We start from the raw sequence: 18,623 nt of genomic DNA on the forward strand, positions 1-18,623 counted from the left end.
AAATAATGAATCTTTTTGAAGAGTATCATAATTTCATAGGCCGAGATACCGCTTACAGGGAATTTTAAGGTTATTTTAAATGATTTGGAATATCAGGGAGGAACCATATAAAAAACCCGATTCTCTTTAGAATCGGGTTCAAGCTTTTTCTATTAAAATAATCGGAATCCAATCGGCAGATGAAGACCGAGCAGCACTGTCAGCACAAGGACAATGATAAAGCCGATCCACAGTCCGCCAGTTGATTTTTCTTTTTTCTTGCGGATCAATAGCATTTCCATCAGGCCGATGGTGATAATGCCAAGCAGCATTTTTCCAGCGTATTCCCCGTTCCAGTTGGCGAAACGGACAAACAGCTCAGCACCTGTCAAAATAATAATGATATAGAATAACCGCAGAATCATATGAGTGATTTTGGCGCCCTTCGCACTTCCTGATGAATACAGCGAGTAGCTGACGAAAAGCAGGATCAGCGCTACCACCCATGATGTAATATGCATGTGTGTCATACATGTTCCCCCTATCAGATAAAATTACCCCACTTATAGTACCACGAACTTGTCCCTGGCTACAAAGATGATTCACAGAAAAAGCGGCGGTTCCTGTGCCGCCCTCCTTATGATCAGCCGATTTGATTTGACAGCGTTCCGATGGGTTCAATCGTGATGTCGATTTGATCGCCTCGCCGCAGAAATTTCGGCGGTGTAAAGCCTTTTCCTACACCGGACGGCGTGCCGGTCGCAATGATGTCTCCCGCTTCAAGCGTCATCCCCATTGAAAGGGTTTCGATTAATTCCGCGACAGAGAAAATCATATCGCTTGCCGAGCCGGATTGGCGCAGCTCGCCGTTGACCCTCGTTTCAACCTTAAGGCGCTCCGGATCGGGAATTAACGATTTATGTACAAGCACAGGTCCCATCGGACATGTCGTATCCAGACTTTTTCCGATAAAAAACTGCTTATGTCTTTTTTGCAGATCCCGTGCCGTGATATCATTCACAATCGTATATCCGAAAATATGGTCATAAGCTTCTTCTTTTGAAATGCGGGTGCCGCTTTTTCCGATGATGACAGCAAGCTCTCCTTCGTAATCGAGCTGAGAGGTGACCTCCTCATGGCTGTTCACCGCATCACCGTGGCCAGTGACTGTTACAGGCGATTTTGTAAATACCATCGGATGCTCCGGAATGTCAGCCTCGCTGCCCATTTCAATTGCGTGATCCCTATAGTTTTTGCCGATGCACATGATATTTTTTGACGGCTTAGGAATAGGCGCATGGAGCTTCACATCAGATAATGAGTAAATAAATGATCCAAGCTCATCATTTGGTTTCTTCGCCCACTCGGCCAGCTGCCTTGCGTGCGCAACAAATTTATCCCCTTCTGCGATACACTCAATCAGCGAACCCGGAATCGTCTCAAGTTCAAACAGTTTTTTTTCAGCCCTTTGCAAGTCCATAATTTTATCATCTTCAATGATCAGGCCGACAAACATTCGGTTGTAAAGTTCCCCTGTCGCAAATTTCATGTTATTCCTCCATCATCTTTTAAATCAGAGTTCTACTTCAGTTATTCTCTGTCGAATGCTGAAATTCCTTTTTATCAAATGCGTGTTTTCATTCCCGTTTCGGGACTGGCTCGCTGTTCATATCATACAAATGGCTTCTGAGGAGGAGGAAAGAATATGGAAAGCATACATTTATTTTTTCGCCGGCAGCAGCTTAACAGAACGGGGACTGCCAAGGGACTGATGATGACAGACAGAATCGTTTCTCCCATTCTTCTCACACAGCGTGACAGCCTGCAAAAGGCGTCCTATGAAATAAACTGTGATCAGTCTCCGCTCGGTGAAAAAAAGTTTTATCTGAATGCGGAACAAGATGATCCTTCACTGATGCGGCGCAGGCTTGCTTATTGTTTTTTTCATCACATCGGCGTCGCTTCCCAGGATGCTTCTTACATCTTTCTGATCATCAATGGCCAAAGGGAAGGCATTTATTTGAAAATTGATGGACTCGATGAGAATCGCCGGCTGCCGAAAGGAGCCATTTATGAAGTGAAGGATACCGATCCGAGGGTTCCGCTGTCTGTTTTCAAACACGACGCTTCCATTGAAAACAGACAGCGCACCGCATACTTACGTGAATTTCTCACGCTGATCTGTACAGCTGAGGATGACGAATTTGCCGAACGAATTAAAATGTATCTTGATGTAAAGCTGTTTTTCCTATGGCTGATCGGCAGCGCCTGCACCCGCCAAGCCTTTTATTACGGCCTTTGTTTGAACGATGCCGGCCGTTTTCACATCGCTCCAATGGAAACAAAAGCGCTTGCCGCATACGGATTTACAGAAGAAGACCCTCTATTGACAAACGGCCGTACACTTGCGTCAAGACTTCTCTCCATCCCAGCTTTCCGGGCACAATATCACGCGCTAATGAAAAACGTGCTGAGCCGGGAGTTTACGATCGACCGTCTGTCTCCGTTTATCAGAGACTGGAATTTTGACATTTGTCAAAGAGCAGGCGATGATCCTCACATGAAAAAAAGCCCCTTACAATTAGAGAAGGAGCAAGCAAATATCCTGCGCGAAATCGAAGAACGGCAGGACTTTTTACAAGTACACCTGGCGAGATTATAGTCCTTTCTCCGCCAGAGCAAGTCAAAAAGACCGCAACAAAAATTGTCGCTTTTTTAGTCAAATTGACGAAAGGCAACCTTTTCAGCCAAAATAGGTTATACTATCTATATCCAGTATGCATCAAAATAAAATCTAGAATTGGAGATTGTTTCATGAATACAAAAATTGAAGAAATGAGAGTTATGCTAATTGAAACAGCACAAAAATACGGTATGAATTCGAAAGAAACGATTCAATGCAGCCAAGAGCTGGACAGTCTGCTCAATATTCGAATTAAAGAAGAAATCACCTCTTGGGGGCAAAACGCCCGTGTGTGATCATATGATATGTATTTAAAGGCTTCCCGCCTCACCCGCCGCTATGGCTCATCAACATCCTGAGACATGCTTCAAGTCGAGAATTTGCCGCCCGAAAACAACATCTTGAATACAGCAGACTCTTTCAGGATCAGCATGAAACATCACACTTCAGCAGCACGAATTACTCCGAAAGACATTTCTTGTACCTCTTTTGCACATACACCAACGCAACACAATATACAATCACGCAGGCGGACAGCGGCAGCATCGCCGCATTTCCGCTTGGCCATATACAATACCCATCTTCTTACATATTTAAACCTTCATCTGGAAAAAATAAACGGATTTTTTTATACATCTCTCCGGCATGTCCCCATTTAATTTTCTCTCACACAAATGTGCGTTTGTCATAAGCTATCGTGAATAGCCCAGCAGAAACAAATCTTGTCCTTACTTGACCTGCCTTTTTTCAATTTTACAACAAAGGATGTGCTCGTATGCCGGCAATTGTCGGAGCGTTTAAAATTAATGCGGTCGGTACGAGCGGAGTCGTTCATATCGGAGACTGCATTACCATTTCTCCTCAAGCCGAGGTCAGAACGTTTGCCGGGGCAGGCAGCTTTAATACCGGTGACAGTCTGAAGGTGATGAATTATAAAAACGCAACGAATGTGTACGACAATGATGTGGTTGATCAGCCGATCGCAGGCAATGCGTAAAGGAGTGGTGCTTCATGAATTTTTATATCAATCAAACCATCCAAATTAACTATCTCCGGCTGGAATCAATCAGCAACTCCTCCATACTTCAAATCGGGAGCGCCGGATCTATTAAGTCTCTTTCAAACTTGTATAATACGGGCAGCTATGTGGAACCCGCACCTGATGTTTCCGCTTTGGGGGCACAGGGTGAATCGGAAGGGCCCGATACAGGATCATTGGTCCCGCTCCAGCCCCCTGGCCGTTAATAATAAGATGAGAGGTGAAAGAACATGTATGATCAATCCATTTCCTCTTACTTGCAAAATTTGAATTCCTTCGTTCAGCAGCAGGCGCTGCATATTCAGCAGCTCGAACGCCAGCTGAAAGAGATGCAAACTGAAATGAATACGATGAAACAGCGGCCGGCCACAACCATTGAGCGTGTGGAATATAAATTTGATCAGCTGAAAATCGAACGGCTCGACGGCACGCTGAATATCGGTTTAAATCCGACAGACCCGAACAGCGTTCAAAACTTTGAAGTGAGCCAGACTACACCGGAAATCGGAATGATGCAGCAGGAAGAGAGCGCCCAGCTCATGCAGCAAATCCGGCAGAACGTCGACATGTACTTAACCGAGGAAATCCCGGCTGTTTTGGAGCAGCTGGAAAAACAATATGACAGCAGGCTTGACGACACAAATCGGCATCATGTAATTGAGGACATCAGAAAACAAATAGACAGCCGGATTCACTATTATATGTCCCATATCAAAAAAGAAGAAAACACGCCGCCTAAACAATATGCGGAACATATCGCTGAGCATGTGAAGCGTGACGTGATCCGTGCTGTGGAACATTTTCTCGAACATATCCCCTCCGAAATGAAAGGAGATGAGCAAGCATGATTTTTACCGTCGTCAACCGCAGCCTGGAAGTCGGAGATATCCGCATGAACGGTGTATCCAGTTCCTCTGTTTTCCAAATTGGAGACGCAGAATCCATCTATTTATCGTCTATTTTCGATACGCCGCCTGAATCCCTTATTATCGGTCCGTTTGCTCCGCTGCCGTCGAATCATGCTTAAGCGTATATCACGCATCAGACAGATTAAATTTAACTCACTCGGAATATCAAGCGTATTTCAAACAGGCGATACAAACGAAATTGATATGAAAATAAAAGTGCTCGCTGTTCAGCGCTCGCTTTCAACGTTTTATGAAAATGAGGGCTCATTTAACAGAAAGGAGTACCCTATTTTTGATCAGCAGGCTGTGAAGCTTCTTCCGGAAACGGGCGTGCAAACCGCTTTTTGCCATGAGGTGCCTGTCATTCATGTCCGCAACATCAAAATTCAAGGGGTCTCATCCTCTTCCGTTTTTCATGCAGGCTCAGCTTCGGTCGTACGCGGCGACGCGCGGATTAAACATATCCGTCAGATTTTCCCTCCAAACTCACAATCGTCCGGCACGGGCATATAATAAACAGAGACTTCTATAAAGGGTGTCGTCTATGCCAGCAATTGTCGGGCCTATAGCTATCAATTCTATATCGGGCGGAGTCGTGAACTTTGGTGATTCCTTTTACCTTTCTCCGAAAAGCTCTTCAAAATCTGCGCTCGGTTCGGGAGCAGGAAACACGGGAGATTTCCTTCTTTTAAACAACGCAGTCAACGCGACAAATTATATAGACCCCGATGTCAGCGATCAGGATATGGTTGGAAACGGATAAAAAGCAGCCGCTCTGCAAAGAGAGGGCTGCTTTTTATTTTTTCTTTTTCCGTTCATTGGACTTCTTTGTTTTAATCAGCTTTTCAGGCGGCTGTTTTCTGATCCATTTAACAAACCGGGCAAGCTGCGGATCGTTTCTGAGCGCTTCTATTCCGGACAATCGAACTGCCAGCTCCTGATTTGTATACAAGGCGTGGATCTGTTTATGGCAAGAGATGCAAAGCATCGCAGTCGGCAGAAACGTTCCGCCTTCTTCCTTCGGTGTGAGGTGATGCTCTGTCAGCTGGACATCGCTCCGGCCGCACAGCTCACATATCCCGACAGTCTGTTTTGCCACATCCGCGTCCTCCTTACATCATCTCAAGTGTTACCCTTGTGCCGCGTCCGCTAGGTTCAGCCGGATGTACGATCAGCTTTTTCGGAAGCCGCGCCCGCAGTTCCTGCACATGGCTGATAACGCCGACAGACAGATTGTCTGACTGCAGTTTTTCCAAGGCGGTGACAACCGTATCAAGCAGATCTTGGTCAAGCGTTCCAAACCCTTCATCCAAGAAAAAGAATTGCAGCGGGTATTCACCGCGAAGCTGGATCTGCGCAGACAGCGCGAGAGCAAGAGAAAGCGAGGTAAGGAAGGTCTCCCCTCCTGACAAGCTTGATACCGGGCGCTTAACGCCTCCATTGGCATCATCCCGCATCACAAATCCGCCTTCTGAATCCACTTCAATGGCATAACGCTGTCTTGTCAGCACGCCGAGCCGTGCTGACGCATCCCGTGCAACACTTTCAAGCTGTTCCTCAGCTAAAAATTCAACGAACGTATTGCCTTTAAACACTGCTTGAAGCTTGTCCAGCCTGTCGATATGGGTCTGCCATTTTTTCAGCTCAGCTTCAATTTCATTGAAACGTTTGTGATGGTCGCGGATCACAGCCAGTGCTTTGGCCGCCGCTCCTTTTTCTTCCATAGCCGTCCCAAATGCCTCCTCGGCTTCTTTTAAGGACGTGACGGTTTCGTTCCATTCACTTTCGGATAAGGATCTGCCGGCGAGCTTATCAGACACACGTTTTAAGTTTGCGGCATTTTGCTTACATTTATCCAGAAACTGGTCAATACTGCCTTTGATCTTTTTAAGCTCATCGGCTGGGATGAGACTGCGCTCCACCTCGTCAGCCCGGACAAAGCGGGTGCTTTTCGCATGTTCAAGCCAATCCGCTTCCGCTTTTTTCAACCTTTCTTCCGCTTCCTTAAGCGTATGCTCGCTTGCTGAAGCGCGGCTTTTTGCCTGATTGAGCATCATTTGGGCGCTTTGCAGCTCTTCATATAGAGATTGCTCTTTTTCCTTTAAACACTTCAGATCCTGCTGAACTGAGCGGAGCTTCGTTTGGATGGAATCCTCTTTTACATAGTCTCCGAGTTCCTGCTGATAATCAGCTATGACGCCCTTCGTACGTTCTGCGGCATAGTTAATCTCCAGTTTTTCCCTTTCAAGCTGATGGCTCGATTCCCGCAGCTGATCCTTATGTGACTCATGCTCAGAAAGAAAAGCGATACTGCGTTCAATTCGTTTCTCGCATTCTTCCGCGGCCCGGTCCTTTTCTTCGATGGCTTGCTGCCATTTTTCCGCTTCATCCAGAGATTGGCCTTCAAATGCTTCATGAAACATCTTCTGCTGGCTGTCCATCGAGGACTGAAGCTCTTCGATCATGCTGCCAATACGGTCAGCCTCTCTTTTTTCAAAACTCATTCTCTCGTTAAGCTGTTCAGCTTTTTTTAGTGATTCCTGATATGTGCCGATCATTTGGGTCATTCGTGTTTTGACTGACAGGATGTCCTGTTTGATTTGCTTCCATTCTATTTTTGCGGCATGAAATGCTTCCTGCACCGGCTGATTCTCGCAGGAAGCAGCTGCCTCAAGAGCCGGCGCTTGAATCGATTTCAAAAACGGACACTGCTCGAGAAAGCGGGCGGACTGCTCTTCAAGTGTGATTTTGGCAGAAAGAATCTCCTGACTGAGCGCCGCCGCTTCTGACAGCAAATCTTCTGTCTGTTTGATTTCTGCTTCAACGTTGCGATCCGGCTCATATGTCCCATGTGCTGAGGCAGACGGATCATGATCGGTTGAACCGCAGACCGGGCAAGGTTTTCCGGCAATCAATTTTTCCGATAACTCCTTGGTAAGTGCCGCCATTCTTGCTTTCTCACGCTGAGTATGGAGTGTGTTTTGTCGCTGTTTTGCCTGATCAGCAGTACGCGTAAGGGACCGTTCCGTCTCGCAGACCATATGATACACAGCTTGAACAGCCTCATATGCCTGTATGATTTTATTTTCTTCCGCTTCAGCCTTTTGAACGAATGTGTTCTTTTCCTCATTCATCCTCTGTAATACAAGGTTCAATGCGTCAATGCGTTTTTTCTCTTTTGCCAGCTGCTCCTCAGTCTGTCTGATCCGCAAAGCCATTTCAGCGGCCTGCTGGCAGCTTTTCCGCTCATCAGTGGTTACCTGCAAGGTTTTGAGCTGCTGTTTTAATTCCGTCTGTCTGTTTTGTCCCCTTGTAAGACGGTCGGTTACGGTTTCTAATTCCTTCATGACAGATTGAAGATTTTCGGCCTTCTGCTGAAGTTCAGCCTGTTTGCGCTCTGCCTCCTGCCGGGCCTCTCTCAATTTGATTTCGATCTCCTGCAAGCGGAAGAGCTGTTCCTGCTCAGCTAAAAGCTCTGGCTCTTTCTCGCTTTTATGGCGGCGCCACGCTTCATATTCTTCATTCTTTTGCTGAAAGAAAGCGGTGCGTTCTGTTAAATCCTTTTGGGCAAGCACTTCTTCCCTCGCGGCCTTCTCCTCATGCTGTACCGCTTCCAAGTACCGGTCCGCATACGGCTTTAGAGCGGCTGCTGTTTCCGCTTCCGCCAGGCGTTTTTGCATGCTGCCGACATGCGGTTCTTCCTCTTCAAGCCGCTTTTTCTCTGCTTCATAAACGATTTTTTCCTTTTGGACATTCCAGATCTCTTGATGCTCCGCAAACCGTTCTTTTATTTGATCACGATTTTTCCGCACTGATTCCAGTTTGGCTTCCGTTTGTTCAAGCGCTTGTTCAGCTTGTTCAACCGCTTCTGAACTTGCCTCGCCGAGACCCGATTGCTCTGCAAGCATTTCGTTTTTTCTCGCATTGGCTTCCTGCGCCTGCCGTCTCAGTTTTTTCACAAGGCGGTCTCCATACTGTTCCAAATTGAATAAACGCTGAAGCATATGCCTGCGTTCCGCCCCTTTTAAGGAAAGAAATTCAGCAAACTTCCCTTGCGGCAGCACAACCGCTCTCGTAAAGTCGTCGATGGTCAGCCCCAAGAGCTCCTCGACTCTTTTGTTCACTTCATTGGCCTTATCAGCAAGCACGGTTTGCTCATCCTTGATCTCGATGAAACGGCAAAGCGCTGTTTTCACTTTCATTTCATCCGTTCTCTTAAACACGCGCTCGACTTTGTAAGAGGTTTGATGATTGGTCTGAAGCGCAAACGTAAAGGAAACAGTCAGCGAATCTTCCGCATGGTTTAAGATCCCGTGCGTATTGTTCGCCGCCCGCTCTACCTTTCCGTATAAAGCAAGGGTCATCGCATCAAGGATCGAGGATTTACCGCTTCCTGTCGGCCCGAAAATACCGAAGACACCTGCACCGGAAAGGCTGTCAAAATCTATCGTTTGCTCCTCCCTAAAGCTGTGGAGCCCTTTTATCGTTAAGGCGATCGGCTTCATCTTGCTTCCTCCTCATCTTCTGTGCCTGATGCAAGCTCTAAAAACAGCTTCACCATTTCATCATCCGGCACTGCGCCGCCTGTCTGTTTTTCATAAAATTTCTTGAAACGGTCTTCGATGGACACATGCTTAACCTCGATCCGTTCGCGCTCAATGTTTTGTTCTTCAAAGACCGGCCTGATATGGATAAAGCCCGGATGCGCTTTTCGCAGTCGGTGAATGTCTTCAAGTGACAGCTGGTCCGTCACACGGATTTCAAGATCAATCCAGGCATTCTGATCCCTGCCTTCATCGAGCCAGCTGTAAACCTCGCTTAAACCATTTGCCGCTTTCCATTTTACGAGAGACTTGCCGCTTGATAATAAAACCTCATGCCAAGAGGCCTCTTCGCCCGGCTTTGCGTCTACAATGGTCACCGATTTGGCGTAGCCTGCCTCAGAAAAGCTGTAGGCCAGCGGAGATCCCGAATACCGCGCAAGCGTTCGCGCCCGTTTAATCGTTTGCGGCCGATGCAAATGGCCAAGCGCCACGTAAGCGGCGTCCGCCGGCAGGCTTTCAGCGGCCACCGTATAAGCGCCGCCCACTTCAATCGGCCGCTCCGAGTCCGTTTGATTGCCGCCCGCAACATAAATATGGCTGGCCGCAATCTTTACGGCGTCTTTTCGAAAGCGACTTGTAATCTGTTCAAATGCCTGCCTGATTTTCACATCATAGTGATCACGGAGAAGTTTCTCATCAAATGTATCGGAAAGAACTTCATTTAACCGTGCCTCAGACGGATATGCCAGCGCTCCGACAGCCAAAAGCTCCCCTGCTGAAGGCACTTCTATATGAAGCGGTTCAGTTGTCGGATAGCCGATTAAATAAATTCCGTTCTCATGTGTCAGCGGTGAAGCAGCGGACAATCTGTCAGGATTATCATGGTTTCCGGCAATGACAACGATCGGGCGCTTTCCTCTGTCACTGAGAGCGGACAGGCTTTCATAAAATAACTGCTCGGCTAAAGCCGGCGGGTTCACGGTATCAAACGCGTCTCCCGCCATCACAATAGCGTCGATCTGCTCTTCCTTTACGATTGTATTCAATTCGTCCAATACATCCGCCTGTTCACTCAGCCTGCTTCTTCCTTCAAGGGTTTTTCCAAGATGCCAGTCAGCCGTATGTAAAATCCGCAAATGCGTTCACCTCTCTTTTGTATAGAAAAAAGAGATCCGCTCCGTCAAATCTTGGAGCTTATGGATCTCGTCATAAAGTCAGGATGTGCCCTCCGTCAAAGAAATAAAGCGCACACCCTTTTACCTTCGTTTGGGCAATTTGTTCAACGGCCCTTGTGTACAGCTGAATTTGCGTTTCATATCTCTTTTTCAGGATCGGGGCTGCTCCTTCAAAACCGTGCTGGAATTTACCCTCAATCCGGTCTGTTTTATAGTCCAGCAAATATAAGCCATCCTCTGTTTCGTAGAGACAATCGATGATCCCCTGCACCAATAGCGGCTCATCCGCCTCTTTCACATCAGGAAAAATCTCTTTTGCCGGAAGCGCCAAACTGAATGGAACTTCGCGGTTCTTCCATTTAGCGCCGATCAGTGTTTCGCCAATTTCCGTATGGAAAAATTGAACGATTTCCTCAATATTGATAACGGATTGCTGTTCTTCGGTGAGCAGCTCTTTTTCATAAAGATGCTGCACTGTCCGCTCCGCTTCTTCTATCGTCGGCACATGTGTCAGCGGAATATGCTGCATGACCGTATGCATAGCCGTTCCTTTTTCTGCTGCTGTCAGGCCTTTTTTCATCATGAAAGCCGGGCGTCTATACAGAATGCTTCCATCAGCCGGTTTAACGGGCGCCCGTCCGCTGTATTCGTCTTCGTACTCTCTTCTTCTCTTAATCTCAGAAACAGACTGCTTCGTGCGAATTTGTGTCACCTCGTGATGCGAATACTTCCAGGCCAGCCGCTCGCGAGCTTTTTCCTCAAATGCAAACGGGCCTGGAGCCGGTTCACCACGGCGGATCGCTTCAAGACGTTCACTTTTTTCTTCCAGTCTCTCTTCCAGCTCATCATCAAGCAGATCATATGAATGGATCATTTGAATAGCAAAGCGGGCCGGATGGCCTGATATATCAGAAACCGCTGCCGCGCCGCCCTCAGCCAAAGGCTCCAAGTCTCTGTGTCTGACAAGAGCAGGTCCGATGAAATCCAAATACGTTTTCGCCTGATAGCGGTCAAATTCCGGCAGAAGCCAATCAGCTTGGGACGCGGATGCCTGCCATTTTGCCAGCTGTTTCTGATGATCCTTGCATGAGCCTACAAGAAACAGCTTTTCCTTTGCCCTCGTTAAAGCCACATAGAGGACACGCAATTCCTCAGACAGCAGTTCCCTGCGCATTTTTTTCTTCATCGCGATGAGCGGAAGCGTCGGATAGCTGATGCGCCATTCAGGATGGATAAATTTCGTGCCAAACCCAAGCTCCTTGTCCAGCAGGTAGGATTTGTTAAGATCCATCATGTTGAAATTCCGGCCGAGTCCCGCTGTGAAGACGACTGGAAATTCGAGCCCTTTGCTGCTGTGAATCGTCATTAAACGGACAACATCCTCCTGTTCGCTTAACGCTCTCGCCGTTCCCAGGTCATCGCCGCGTTCCTGCATGCGTTCGATAAACCTCAAGAAGCGAAACAGGCCGCGAAATGCCGTCGATTCATATTGGCGCGCCCGGTCATAAAGGACACGCAAGTTAGCCTGGCGCTGTTTTCCGCCTGGCATCCCGCCCACATAATCCATATATTTTGTGTCGCGGTACACTTCCCAGATCAGCTCGGACACCGAATGGTTTTTCGAAAATGCGCGCCATTTTTGCAAATGTCTGTAAAACGTTTGCAGCTTTTGATAGAGCTCATCGTTTCGGTCGCCGGCTGCCAGATAGTCTTTCATTGCTTCATAGTACGGCGCCTTTTTGTTTTCAAGCCGGATCAAGGACAGCTCGTTCTCGTCAGCACCGACAATCGGTGAACGCAGAACGGAAGCAAGCGGAATATCCTGATACGGGTTATCAATCACCTTCAGGACAGAAAGCACTACAGACACTTCCACCGCATCAAAGTAGCCTGATGTTAAATTGGCGTAAACCGGTATGCCCTGAGCTCGCAGTTCCTCCATGATTTGCGGCGCCCACGGCATGGATCGCAGCAAAATCACGATATCGCGGTATTGAATATTGCGGTGTGTTTTCGTTTTCCCGTCATATACCTTAAATGGCGATGAGATCAGCTTGCGTATTTCCTTGACGATCGCTTTTGCTTCGAACTGCACCGTTTCCAGCTCTTCCGCTTCCTCGCCTGCGTCCGCCTCCTCTGACTTGTCAATCAGCAGCAGCTCTGTTTCCGTTTCATTGTTTTCCGGATACGCTGCCCCGAGTTTCAGCTCAGCCTGTTCATCATAATCGACCTCGCCGATTTTGCCGCCCATCAGCTGTTTGAACAAAAAGTTTGTGCTGTCTAAAATATCAGCTCTGCTTCGAAAGTTTTTGTTCAAGTCGATTTTCCGGCCCGTACCTTCTCCGCTCTCTGTAAATCGTTTGTACTTGGAGAGAAAAAGAAGCGGCTCCGCAAGCCTGAATCGATAAATCGACTGTTTGACATCTCCTACCATAAACAGGTTGCCTGTCTCTTCCGGCCCGCTTGTGACGAGCTGAAGAATGGATTCTTGCACCAGGTTGGTGTCCTGATATTCATCGACAAGCACCTCATGAAACTGCTCTTGATAAAATCTTGCCGCCTCACTCGGCTCACGTTCGCCTTTTTCGTTCACAGCGGTCAAGATGGACAGGCAATAATGCTCCAAATCAGAAAAATCGATGAGCGATTTCTCCTGCTTCGCGGCTTCAAACCGTTTCCCGTAGCTGATAACAAGCTGGACGAGTGTTTCAATGACAGGCTCCATGTCAGCCAAACTTTTTACATGCTGCTCAGGGCTTCTGGTGAAGTAATCAGTTTTGAGTTTTTCAAGCAGTTTTTTGGCGCCATTTCGTAAGTCTGTCGCTTCATCAAGCAAGACGGGATCAAACTCGTCCCCTTTCACCGCTTTTGCACGCTTAAAGGAGACAGCGGGCACGCGTTGATAAAGTTCATTAAAGTCATCCTGATGCTGAATCAGGTCATCAATCTGCGCGAGATCATCGAGAAAATTTTCAGCGCGCGGTGCCGGTCCGCCCGGCGCTTTTGTCAGCTCAAGGGCACGCTGAAGTTTTTCCTTTGCTCCGTCCAGCACCATCGCAATATCTTCTTTGACATACGGATAAAACGGCAGTTCCTCGATCGCGCTCTTTTCTGTTACATCATACAAATGAACAAAACTTTTCAGCCATGTCTCCGGATCAGGGTGGGAACGGGAATACTCGTACACCTGTTTCACGAGATATTGCAGATCTAAGTCATGCCGGTCAGTCGTGTAGCGGTCGACAAGCTCAAAGAACGCCTTATCACCCTTTGCATATTCATCCTCAAACAGCTCATCAAGCACCTCGTCCCCGAGAAGCTCGCCTTCTGTCTGATCAGCAATCCGAAAGCCCGGATCAAGATCAATCAGGTAGTAATATTTTTTCAGCACCTGCAGGCAAAACGAATGAAGCGTTGAAATGCTGGCCCGGTTTAATAGGGACAGTTGGCGTCGGATATGCAGCGATCCTGGGCGTTTTACCAGCTCTTTTTCCAGTGCATCCGCGATCCGGTGTTTCATCTCTGCCGCTGAGGCGTTTGTAAAGGTGACAACGAGAAGCCGGTCTACATCAACCGGATTTTCTTCCGCCGTGATTTTCCGGATCATTCTTTCGACAAGAACAGCGGTTTTACCGGAGCCTGCCGCCGCTGCCACAAGGATATCCTGGCCGGTTGAGACGATGGCATTCCACTGGTCATCTGTCCATGTACTGTCTGCCGGTTTAGGAATGTTCATTGCCATCAGCCTCCTTCTTTATCCAATCAAGTACCGTCTTGTCCTTTTCGGCCTTTAACTGACGATACTCGTTTTCTTCTAATGATTCATCAAATTGGCATACTGATTTAAACGCACAGTATGTGCAAGGCGTCTTGTTCTTCATTTTATACGGCTCAATGGATACGCGCCCGTCAGTGATTTGCTCGCCTGCTTCTTGGAAGGTGCGGCGCACATGCTTCGTCAACAGCTCGAATTCTTTTTCACCGACTGCCGCTGAATCCGATCTGAGTGAGCCGTCTTTCTTCAGGCCCGCATTGATGATATTTGATCTTCCTTCTTGAAGGGTTGTATCCATGAGGCGAATCGCTTCCTGATCACCGAGGAGGAGGCCCTTCATCTTAAATTTCTTAAAAATTTCATGTTCAATTTCATCAAGTCCGAGCGGAAGATTCGATTGTATCATCGGGTCATGAATATGGAAATACAGCACTCCGGCCGGCGTGGCTTTCATTCCTAGCCAGTCTAACGAATGTGTAATCGATAAATCCAGATACGTCAGCATTTGCAGCGCAAGTCCGTAATACACTTCCGCCAAGTCAAGGCCTTTATCGCTGGATTTATAGTCGACAATTCGGAGGAGCAGGCCTTTAGAGCTTTCCGCTTTATCCACGCGGTCAATCCGCCCGACGAGCTCCATCGTACAGCCGTTTTTCAGCTTAAAGGTAAGCGGCGGGAGCGGGCCCTTTCCGCCAAAGCCCAATTCAAGGCCGATCGGCACGAATCCGCTCGCTTTCGCATGCTCGCTTAAAATGCCGGACACGCGTGTCACAATTTTTTGCAGTTTTTCCTTCACGTAATAATGTCTGTTTGAACTGAGCAGAATTTCTTTTTGCAGTTTCGGCGCCAGCCGCTCGACCGCATCATAAGAAAACAGCTCGCACTGCTCCTTCGTTAGGTCGCGCCAATCTATTTTGTGCTCACGCAGCCGGTCTGAAATCAGTTTTAAACTCGAATGAAAGAGCTGCCCGATATCCGGTGCTTCAAGCTTGAAAAATTGACGTTCCTTCAGATGCAGCCCGTGGGACGCAAAATGGGAGAACGGACAAGCGTTAAAGGTTTCCATCCTCGACACGCTCCCTTGAATGCGTTCACCATAGAGCTGTCTCGATACAGAGCGTTCAAGCTGCTTGACTTCATTTCGGAAAAACAGGCTAGAGAAAAGCTTTTTCGATTCCAGTCTGTCAGGTTCATTCATCAGCGCATTGTACGCGCTCCACCAGACATCGCTGATCTCATATTCCCTCGTCCATAATCTGAGCTGGCTAGCGGTGTATGATTGTGCCACGCTTTTATTGACAAGGTACATAAGCTGTTCCTCATCGCTGACCTGCTCCGGTTCATTTGTCAATAGACGCTCACGATGCTGCGGAAACAGTTCTTCCAGCCGCTTGATTACAATCGACGGCAAAAGCGTTTTCCCTTCCGCATCAGCAATCGGATACGTCACATAAAGGCGGTCAGACGGGCTTGAAAGCGCCATATAGATGAGGAAATGCTCATCTAGCAGACGCTCCCGCCCGCCGGAGGAAAGCTCAATACCTATCGTCTTCAGCCACTCACGATCATCATCCGACAGCACCCCGTTTTCGTCAGGGCGAGCCGGGAGGACGCCGTCGTTTGCCCCGATCACAAAGGTGCATGAGGTGCCGTATATTCTGGACAAATCCATATTGCCGACAAATACCTGATCAAGCGCCGGAGGGATGAGAGAGAATGTCAGCGACTCTGCACCGGTCTCCATCATTTGCTGAAACAAATCGAGAGAAATGTCATCTTCGCCCATCATTTCCACAAACTCTTCAAGCAGCTGAATGACCGCATCCCACGCCTGCTGGTGCTGCTGTGCTTCAATGATTCTGCCGTCTTCCTCAGCCCGCTGTCTTTCCTGATCCAGCTTCAGCGGCACATCTGTCTCTTCTAAATAACGGTAAAGCGCCTCCGCCTTCTCTTGAACCGTTTTTGCTTTTTTCATTCGTTTCTGCAGCTGGAACAGCGGCGGAACAATCCAATCGCGCGTGTCATTCAGCATGTTTTCCATTTCGATTTCTTGATCGGTCTGCGCAAATTCATCATCTAACGACACAAAACGTCTGTAATGGAAACGATCGCCCTTTGTCCAGCGATCGCCTTTGATCCCATAAGCGATACAGTAATTCTCCAGCTGATCAACCTGCTCTCTTACCTTGGCCTTCGGCTGGTTAAGCGGGAATAACAGTTCGGTTTTCACGCAGCGGAACACCGCTTCATAACGCCAATTTCCCTTTAATACGTCAAGGCTTGACCGGATAAATTCTACTAACGGGTGGTTCAGCATAGAAGTTTTCCCGTCAATAAAATAAGGAATCTCGTAATCTGCAAATACTTCCTTGACCATATCCTTATAGTCTTCCGGCTGACGCGCTAGAATCGCCATATCCTTGTAACGGTAGCCCTTCTCTCTGACAAGGCTGTGGATTTCCCGGGCAATACCTTCCAGCTCTGCTCGTCTGTTAGCGGTCTGCATCACAGTAAAAGCCTCTTGTTTCTCAGCAAATGGAATGACCGGACGCGCTTCATACTGTGCTTCTAAATGGGCTAATTCCGGTGCGCGCTTGTGCCGCTTTGATTCATCAAGCTCTTTATAGGTGATGTCCAGATTCAGTTCCTTTGCCGCCTGGTGCAAGCGATAATACGTTTTTCCCGTCATTCTGAACAAATCAAGTTCCTGCGGCTCCCCCTCATGTGACGGCTTGTCCGCTGTGAGTGAAAACGTGATATGCTCTGCCTGAAGCATAAGCTGCTCTAACACCCTGAATTCCTGCGGTGTAAACTGATAAAAGCCGTCTACATAGACATGTGCCCCTTTCAAATCTTCCGCCTGCGGGATATGCTCTGCCAATAGTGTCAAATAATCCTCAGAATGAAGATACTGATCCTCAAGGCTTTTTTCCATCTGCTGGTACAGGATCGATAAATCATGAAGCTTTTCAGATAAAACACGCTCCCCCCGATACTCGGAAGCTGTTCCGCTATCCGCCATCCGTCGAATATCTTCCGGTTCCAGACAGTATCTCTTAAACTCAGTCAGCATCCGTTCTACCTGTGCGGTAAAACCGCTTTTATCACTTGCTTTTTGATAGACTTTAAACTCCTGTTTGTGCTCTTCAATGAGCTTCCGCAGGAGCATCTGTACGCCCGTGCTCGTAAGAAACGGCCTGCTCATTCCTCCCGTATGCTGGAGGACGCGCCAGGCCAGTCGTGAAAAGCTGAAGACTTGAGCACGAATCATGCCGCCCGTATCAGGCGTTTTAGCAAGCTCGTATTCCATTAAAAACGTCATTTGATCCGGGACTAGAAAAATGATCGGTTTCCCGAATGGAGCCCGGCGCAGTTCATCTTGAATGCTGTCGATGATCAGCTTCGTTTTTCCACTCCCGGACCTGCCTACTAAAAACTCTGCTCCCAAATTAGAAGACCCCTCTCTTTTTATCTGTTTATATTTTATCGAATATTGACGAAAATGACCAATCTGATCTATTGGTAAAAACGGCCTTTTCATTATAAGAAGCTGAAATTCTCCGCACATGTTTTCTGGCCTCACATATACTTTTACAGAAGCCCAATTCCTTAAGAATGGAGTTGAACCCCCTTGTATTACAGCTATTTTCCTTATCCAGCGCAATACCGGGAAGACCCTGTTTTGATTCAAAATCTCCAGAAAGCCATCAACGGAGAATTCAGCGCGGTTCAATGCTACCGCAGGCTTGCTGAACTTGCCCATCCTGCTGATGTCAGAAAACAAATTGAAGAAATCAGGCGCGATGAAATCCGCCATCTCCGTGATTTCTCCTCATTATACGGAGCCATTACAGGCAAACCTATCATGCCGAAACAAACAGAGAAATGCCCGGACACTTTTACAAGAGGACTTGATGCAGCTTTTAAAGATGAACAGAAAACCGTTGACTTTTACTTACGCGCAGCTGAGGAAACCTCAAATGTAAAGGCAAAGGGTATCTTTACGCGCGCCGCACGAGATGAACAAAACCATGCTGTCTGGTTTTTATACTATTTGATGGATCGCTAGCACCATTTTGATCGACACGATCAGATTATATTTACACCCTCTCCCCCTAAAACACACTCCACTGTTTTTCTTAACCTCAGCCGGGAAACATAAAATCATACACGAACATATGAGGGGGAATCAAGCATGCAGCAAACCATTGAAGCTTGTATCACATGTATGGAAGCTTGCAACCATTGTTTTACGAAATGTTTGGAAGAAAGCGCGCACCACGATCTGAGCGGCTGCATCCGGCTTGACAGAGAATGTGCGGATATTTGCGCGCTGGCAGTGAAAGCCATGCAAACGGACAGCCCTTTTATGAAAGAAATTTGCGCACTTTGCGCCGATATTTGTGAAGCCTGCGGCACTGAATGCGAAAAGCATGATCATGATCATTGCCAAGCGTGTGCGACGTCTTGTTTTGCCTGCGCCGATCACTGCCGCAAAATGGCTGCGTAACGAAGCATGA

The 18,623-nt window shown here is 47.7% G+C and carries 17 protein-coding genes; 10 read left to right on the forward strand and 7 right to left on the reverse strand.

What is annotated here, in order from left to right; all coding sequences use genetic code 11:
* Nucleotides 1–152 precede the first annotated feature (152 nt).
* Together M1D69_RS15325 and M1D69_RS15330 are read right to left on the reverse strand one after the other, a co-directional pair.
* Nucleotides 153–509, reverse strand: a complete 357-nt coding sequence (locus tag M1D69_RS15325) for a YisL family protein (protein ID WP_044156468.1) — start codon at nucleotides 507–509, stop codon at nucleotides 153–155.
* 113 nt (nucleotides 510–622) lie between these two features.
* A complete protein-coding gene (locus M1D69_RS15330; RefSeq protein ID WP_458105608.1) occupies nucleotides 623–1,528 on the reverse strand; it encodes a fumarylacetoacetate hydrolase family protein in 906 nt (301 codons plus the stop codon).
* 156 nt (nucleotides 1,529–1,684) lie between these two features.
* Between M1D69_RS15330 and M1D69_RS15335 the strand changes: the two genes are divergently transcribed.
* The 8 genes from M1D69_RS15335 (at nucleotide 1,685) to M1D69_RS15370 (ending at nucleotide 5,372) form a co-directional block, all read left to right on the forward strand.
* Complete coding sequence (locus tag M1D69_RS15335) at nucleotides 1,685–2,641, forward strand: CotH kinase family protein (RefSeq protein WP_458105607.1); 957 nt, start codon at nucleotides 1,685–1,687, stop codon at nucleotides 2,639–2,641.
* A 152-nt stretch (nucleotides 2,642–2,793) separates the two neighbouring features.
* Nucleotides 2,794–2,958: an aspartyl-phosphate phosphatase Spo0E family protein gene (locus M1D69_RS15340; RefSeq protein WP_024120848.1), complete on the forward strand. Its 165-nt coding sequence runs from the start codon at nucleotides 2,794–2,796 to the stop codon at nucleotides 2,956–2,958.
* Between the two features lie 479 nt (nucleotides 2,959–3,437).
* Complete coding sequence (locus M1D69_RS15345) at nucleotides 3,438–3,659, forward strand: spore germination protein (RefSeq protein WP_010333672.1); 222 nt, start codon at nucleotides 3,438–3,440, stop codon at nucleotides 3,657–3,659.
* A gap of 14 nt (nucleotides 3,660–3,673) precedes the next feature.
* The gene (locus M1D69_RS15350) at nucleotides 3,674–3,907 is read left to right on the forward strand and encodes a spore germination protein GerPB (protein WP_458105606.1); all 234 of its coding nucleotides are present in this window, start codon (nucleotides 3,674–3,676) and stop codon (nucleotides 3,905–3,907) included.
* Nucleotides 3,908–3,931: 24 nt separating this feature from the next.
* Nucleotides 3,932–4,549, forward strand: a complete 618-nt coding sequence (gene gerPC / locus M1D69_RS15355) for a spore germination protein GerPC (RefSeq protein WP_458105605.1) — start codon at nucleotides 3,932–3,934, stop codon at nucleotides 4,547–4,549.
* Nucleotides 4,546–4,728 carry a spore germination protein GerPD gene (gene gerPD / locus M1D69_RS15360; protein ID WP_024120844.1) on the forward strand — a complete coding sequence of 61 codons (183 nt, stop codon included), beginning with the start codon at nucleotides 4,546–4,548 and terminating at the stop codon, nucleotides 4,726–4,728. The genes gerPC and gerPD overlap by 4 nt, the downstream gene beginning before the upstream one ends.
* Nucleotides 4,721–5,122 (forward strand): spore germination protein GerPE, encoded by a 402-nt coding sequence (locus M1D69_RS15365; RefSeq protein WP_458105604.1) that lies wholly within the window; start codon nucleotides 4,721–4,723, stop codon nucleotides 5,120–5,122. The genes gerPD and M1D69_RS15365 overlap by 8 nt, the downstream gene beginning before the upstream one ends.
* 31 nt (nucleotides 5,123–5,153) lie before the next feature.
* On the forward strand, nucleotides 5,154–5,372 hold the full coding sequence (locus M1D69_RS15370) for a spore germination protein (protein WP_010333667.1): 219 nt from the start codon (nucleotides 5,154–5,156) through the stop codon (nucleotides 5,370–5,372).
* Nucleotides 5,373–5,405: 33 nt separating this feature from the next.
* Here the strand turns inward: M1D69_RS15370 and M1D69_RS15375 are convergent, their stop codons facing one another.
* The 5 genes from M1D69_RS15375 to addB all read right to left on the reverse strand — a co-directional run bounded on the left by M1D69_RS15375 (nucleotide 5,406) and on the right by addB (nucleotide 17,551).
* Nucleotides 5,406–5,708, reverse strand: a complete 303-nt coding sequence (locus M1D69_RS15375) for an HNH endonuclease (protein ID WP_458105603.1) — start codon at nucleotides 5,706–5,708, stop codon at nucleotides 5,406–5,408.
* Between the two features lie 13 nt (nucleotides 5,709–5,721).
* Nucleotides 5,722–9,114 (reverse strand): exonuclease subunit SbcC, encoded by a 3,393-nt coding sequence (sbcC, locus tag M1D69_RS15380; RefSeq protein ID WP_458105602.1) that lies wholly within the window; start codon nucleotides 9,112–9,114, stop codon nucleotides 5,722–5,724.
* Nucleotides 9,111–10,289: an exonuclease subunit SbcD gene (gene sbcD / locus M1D69_RS15385; RefSeq protein WP_248338333.1), complete on the reverse strand. Its 1,179-nt coding sequence runs from the start codon at nucleotides 10,287–10,289 to the stop codon at nucleotides 9,111–9,113. The genes sbcC and sbcD overlap by 4 nt, the downstream gene beginning before the upstream one ends.
* A 70-nt stretch (nucleotides 10,290–10,359) precedes the next feature.
* A complete protein-coding gene (gene addA / locus M1D69_RS15390) occupies nucleotides 10,360–14,064 on the reverse strand; it encodes a helicase-exonuclease AddAB subunit AddA (RefSeq protein ID WP_458105601.1) in 3,705 nt (1,234 codons plus the stop codon).
* Entirely contained in the window at nucleotides 14,051–17,551 is a 3,501-nt protein-coding gene (addB, locus tag M1D69_RS15395) for a helicase-exonuclease AddAB subunit AddB (protein WP_458105600.1), read from the reverse strand. Before addB ends, addA begins: the two co-directional genes overlap by 14 nt.
* 183 nt (nucleotides 17,552–17,734) lie before the next feature.
* Here addB and M1D69_RS15400 point away from each other — a divergent pair, with 183 nt between their 5' ends.
* Both M1D69_RS15400 and M1D69_RS15405 read left to right on the forward strand, forming a co-directional pair.
* Complete coding sequence (locus M1D69_RS15400) at nucleotides 17,735–18,172, forward strand: ferritin family protein (RefSeq protein ID WP_044156482.1); 438 nt, start codon at nucleotides 17,735–17,737, stop codon at nucleotides 18,170–18,172.
* A 126-nt stretch (nucleotides 18,173–18,298) separates the two neighbouring features.
* A complete protein-coding gene (locus M1D69_RS15405; protein WP_044156484.1) occupies nucleotides 18,299–18,613 on the forward strand; it encodes a four-helix bundle copper-binding protein in 315 nt (104 codons plus the stop codon).
* Nucleotides 18,614–18,623: the final 10 nt, after the last annotated feature.

Source organism: Bacillus sp. PK3-037 (assembly GCF_054161355.1).

Coding starts and splice junctions, on each gene's coding strand:
- M1D69_RS15405 (WP_044156484.1), top strand. CDS start 18,299: ATGCAGCAAACCATTGAAGCTTGTATCACATGTATGGAAGCTTGCAAC.
- M1D69_RS15325 (WP_044156468.1), bottom strand. CDS start 509: ATGACACACATGCATATTACATCATGGGTGGTAGCGCTGATCCTGCTT.
- M1D69_RS15365 (WP_458105604.1), top strand. CDS start 4,721: ATGCTTAAGCGTATATCACGCATCAGACAGATTAAATTTAACTCACTC.
- M1D69_RS15330 (WP_458105608.1), bottom strand. CDS start 1,528: ATGAAATTTGCGACAGGGGAACTTTACAACCGAATGTTTGTCGGCCTG.
- gerPD (WP_024120844.1), top strand. CDS start 4,546: ATGATTTTTACCGTCGTCAACCGCAGCCTGGAAGTCGGAGATATCCGC.
- M1D69_RS15345 (WP_010333672.1), top strand. CDS start 3,438: ATGCCGGCAATTGTCGGAGCGTTTAAAATTAATGCGGTCGGTACGAGC.
- sbcC (WP_458105602.1), bottom strand. CDS start 9,114: ATGAAGCCGATCGCCTTAACGATAAAAGGGCTCCACAGCTTTAGGGAG.
- addA (WP_458105601.1), bottom strand. CDS start 14,064: ATGAACATTCCTAAACCGGCAGACAGTACATGGACAGATGACCAGTGG.
- M1D69_RS15335 (WP_458105607.1), top strand. CDS start 1,685: ATGGAAAGCATACATTTATTTTTTCGCCGGCAGCAGCTTAACAGAACG.
- M1D69_RS15350 (WP_458105606.1), top strand. CDS start 3,674: ATGAATTTTTATATCAATCAAACCATCCAAATTAACTATCTCCGGCTG.
- M1D69_RS15370 (WP_010333667.1), top strand. CDS start 5,154: ATGCCAGCAATTGTCGGGCCTATAGCTATCAATTCTATATCGGGCGGA.
- M1D69_RS15340 (WP_024120848.1), top strand. CDS start 2,794: ATGAATACAAAAATTGAAGAAATGAGAGTTATGCTAATTGAAACAGCA.
- gerPC (WP_458105605.1), top strand. CDS start 3,932: ATGTATGATCAATCCATTTCCTCTTACTTGCAAAATTTGAATTCCTTC.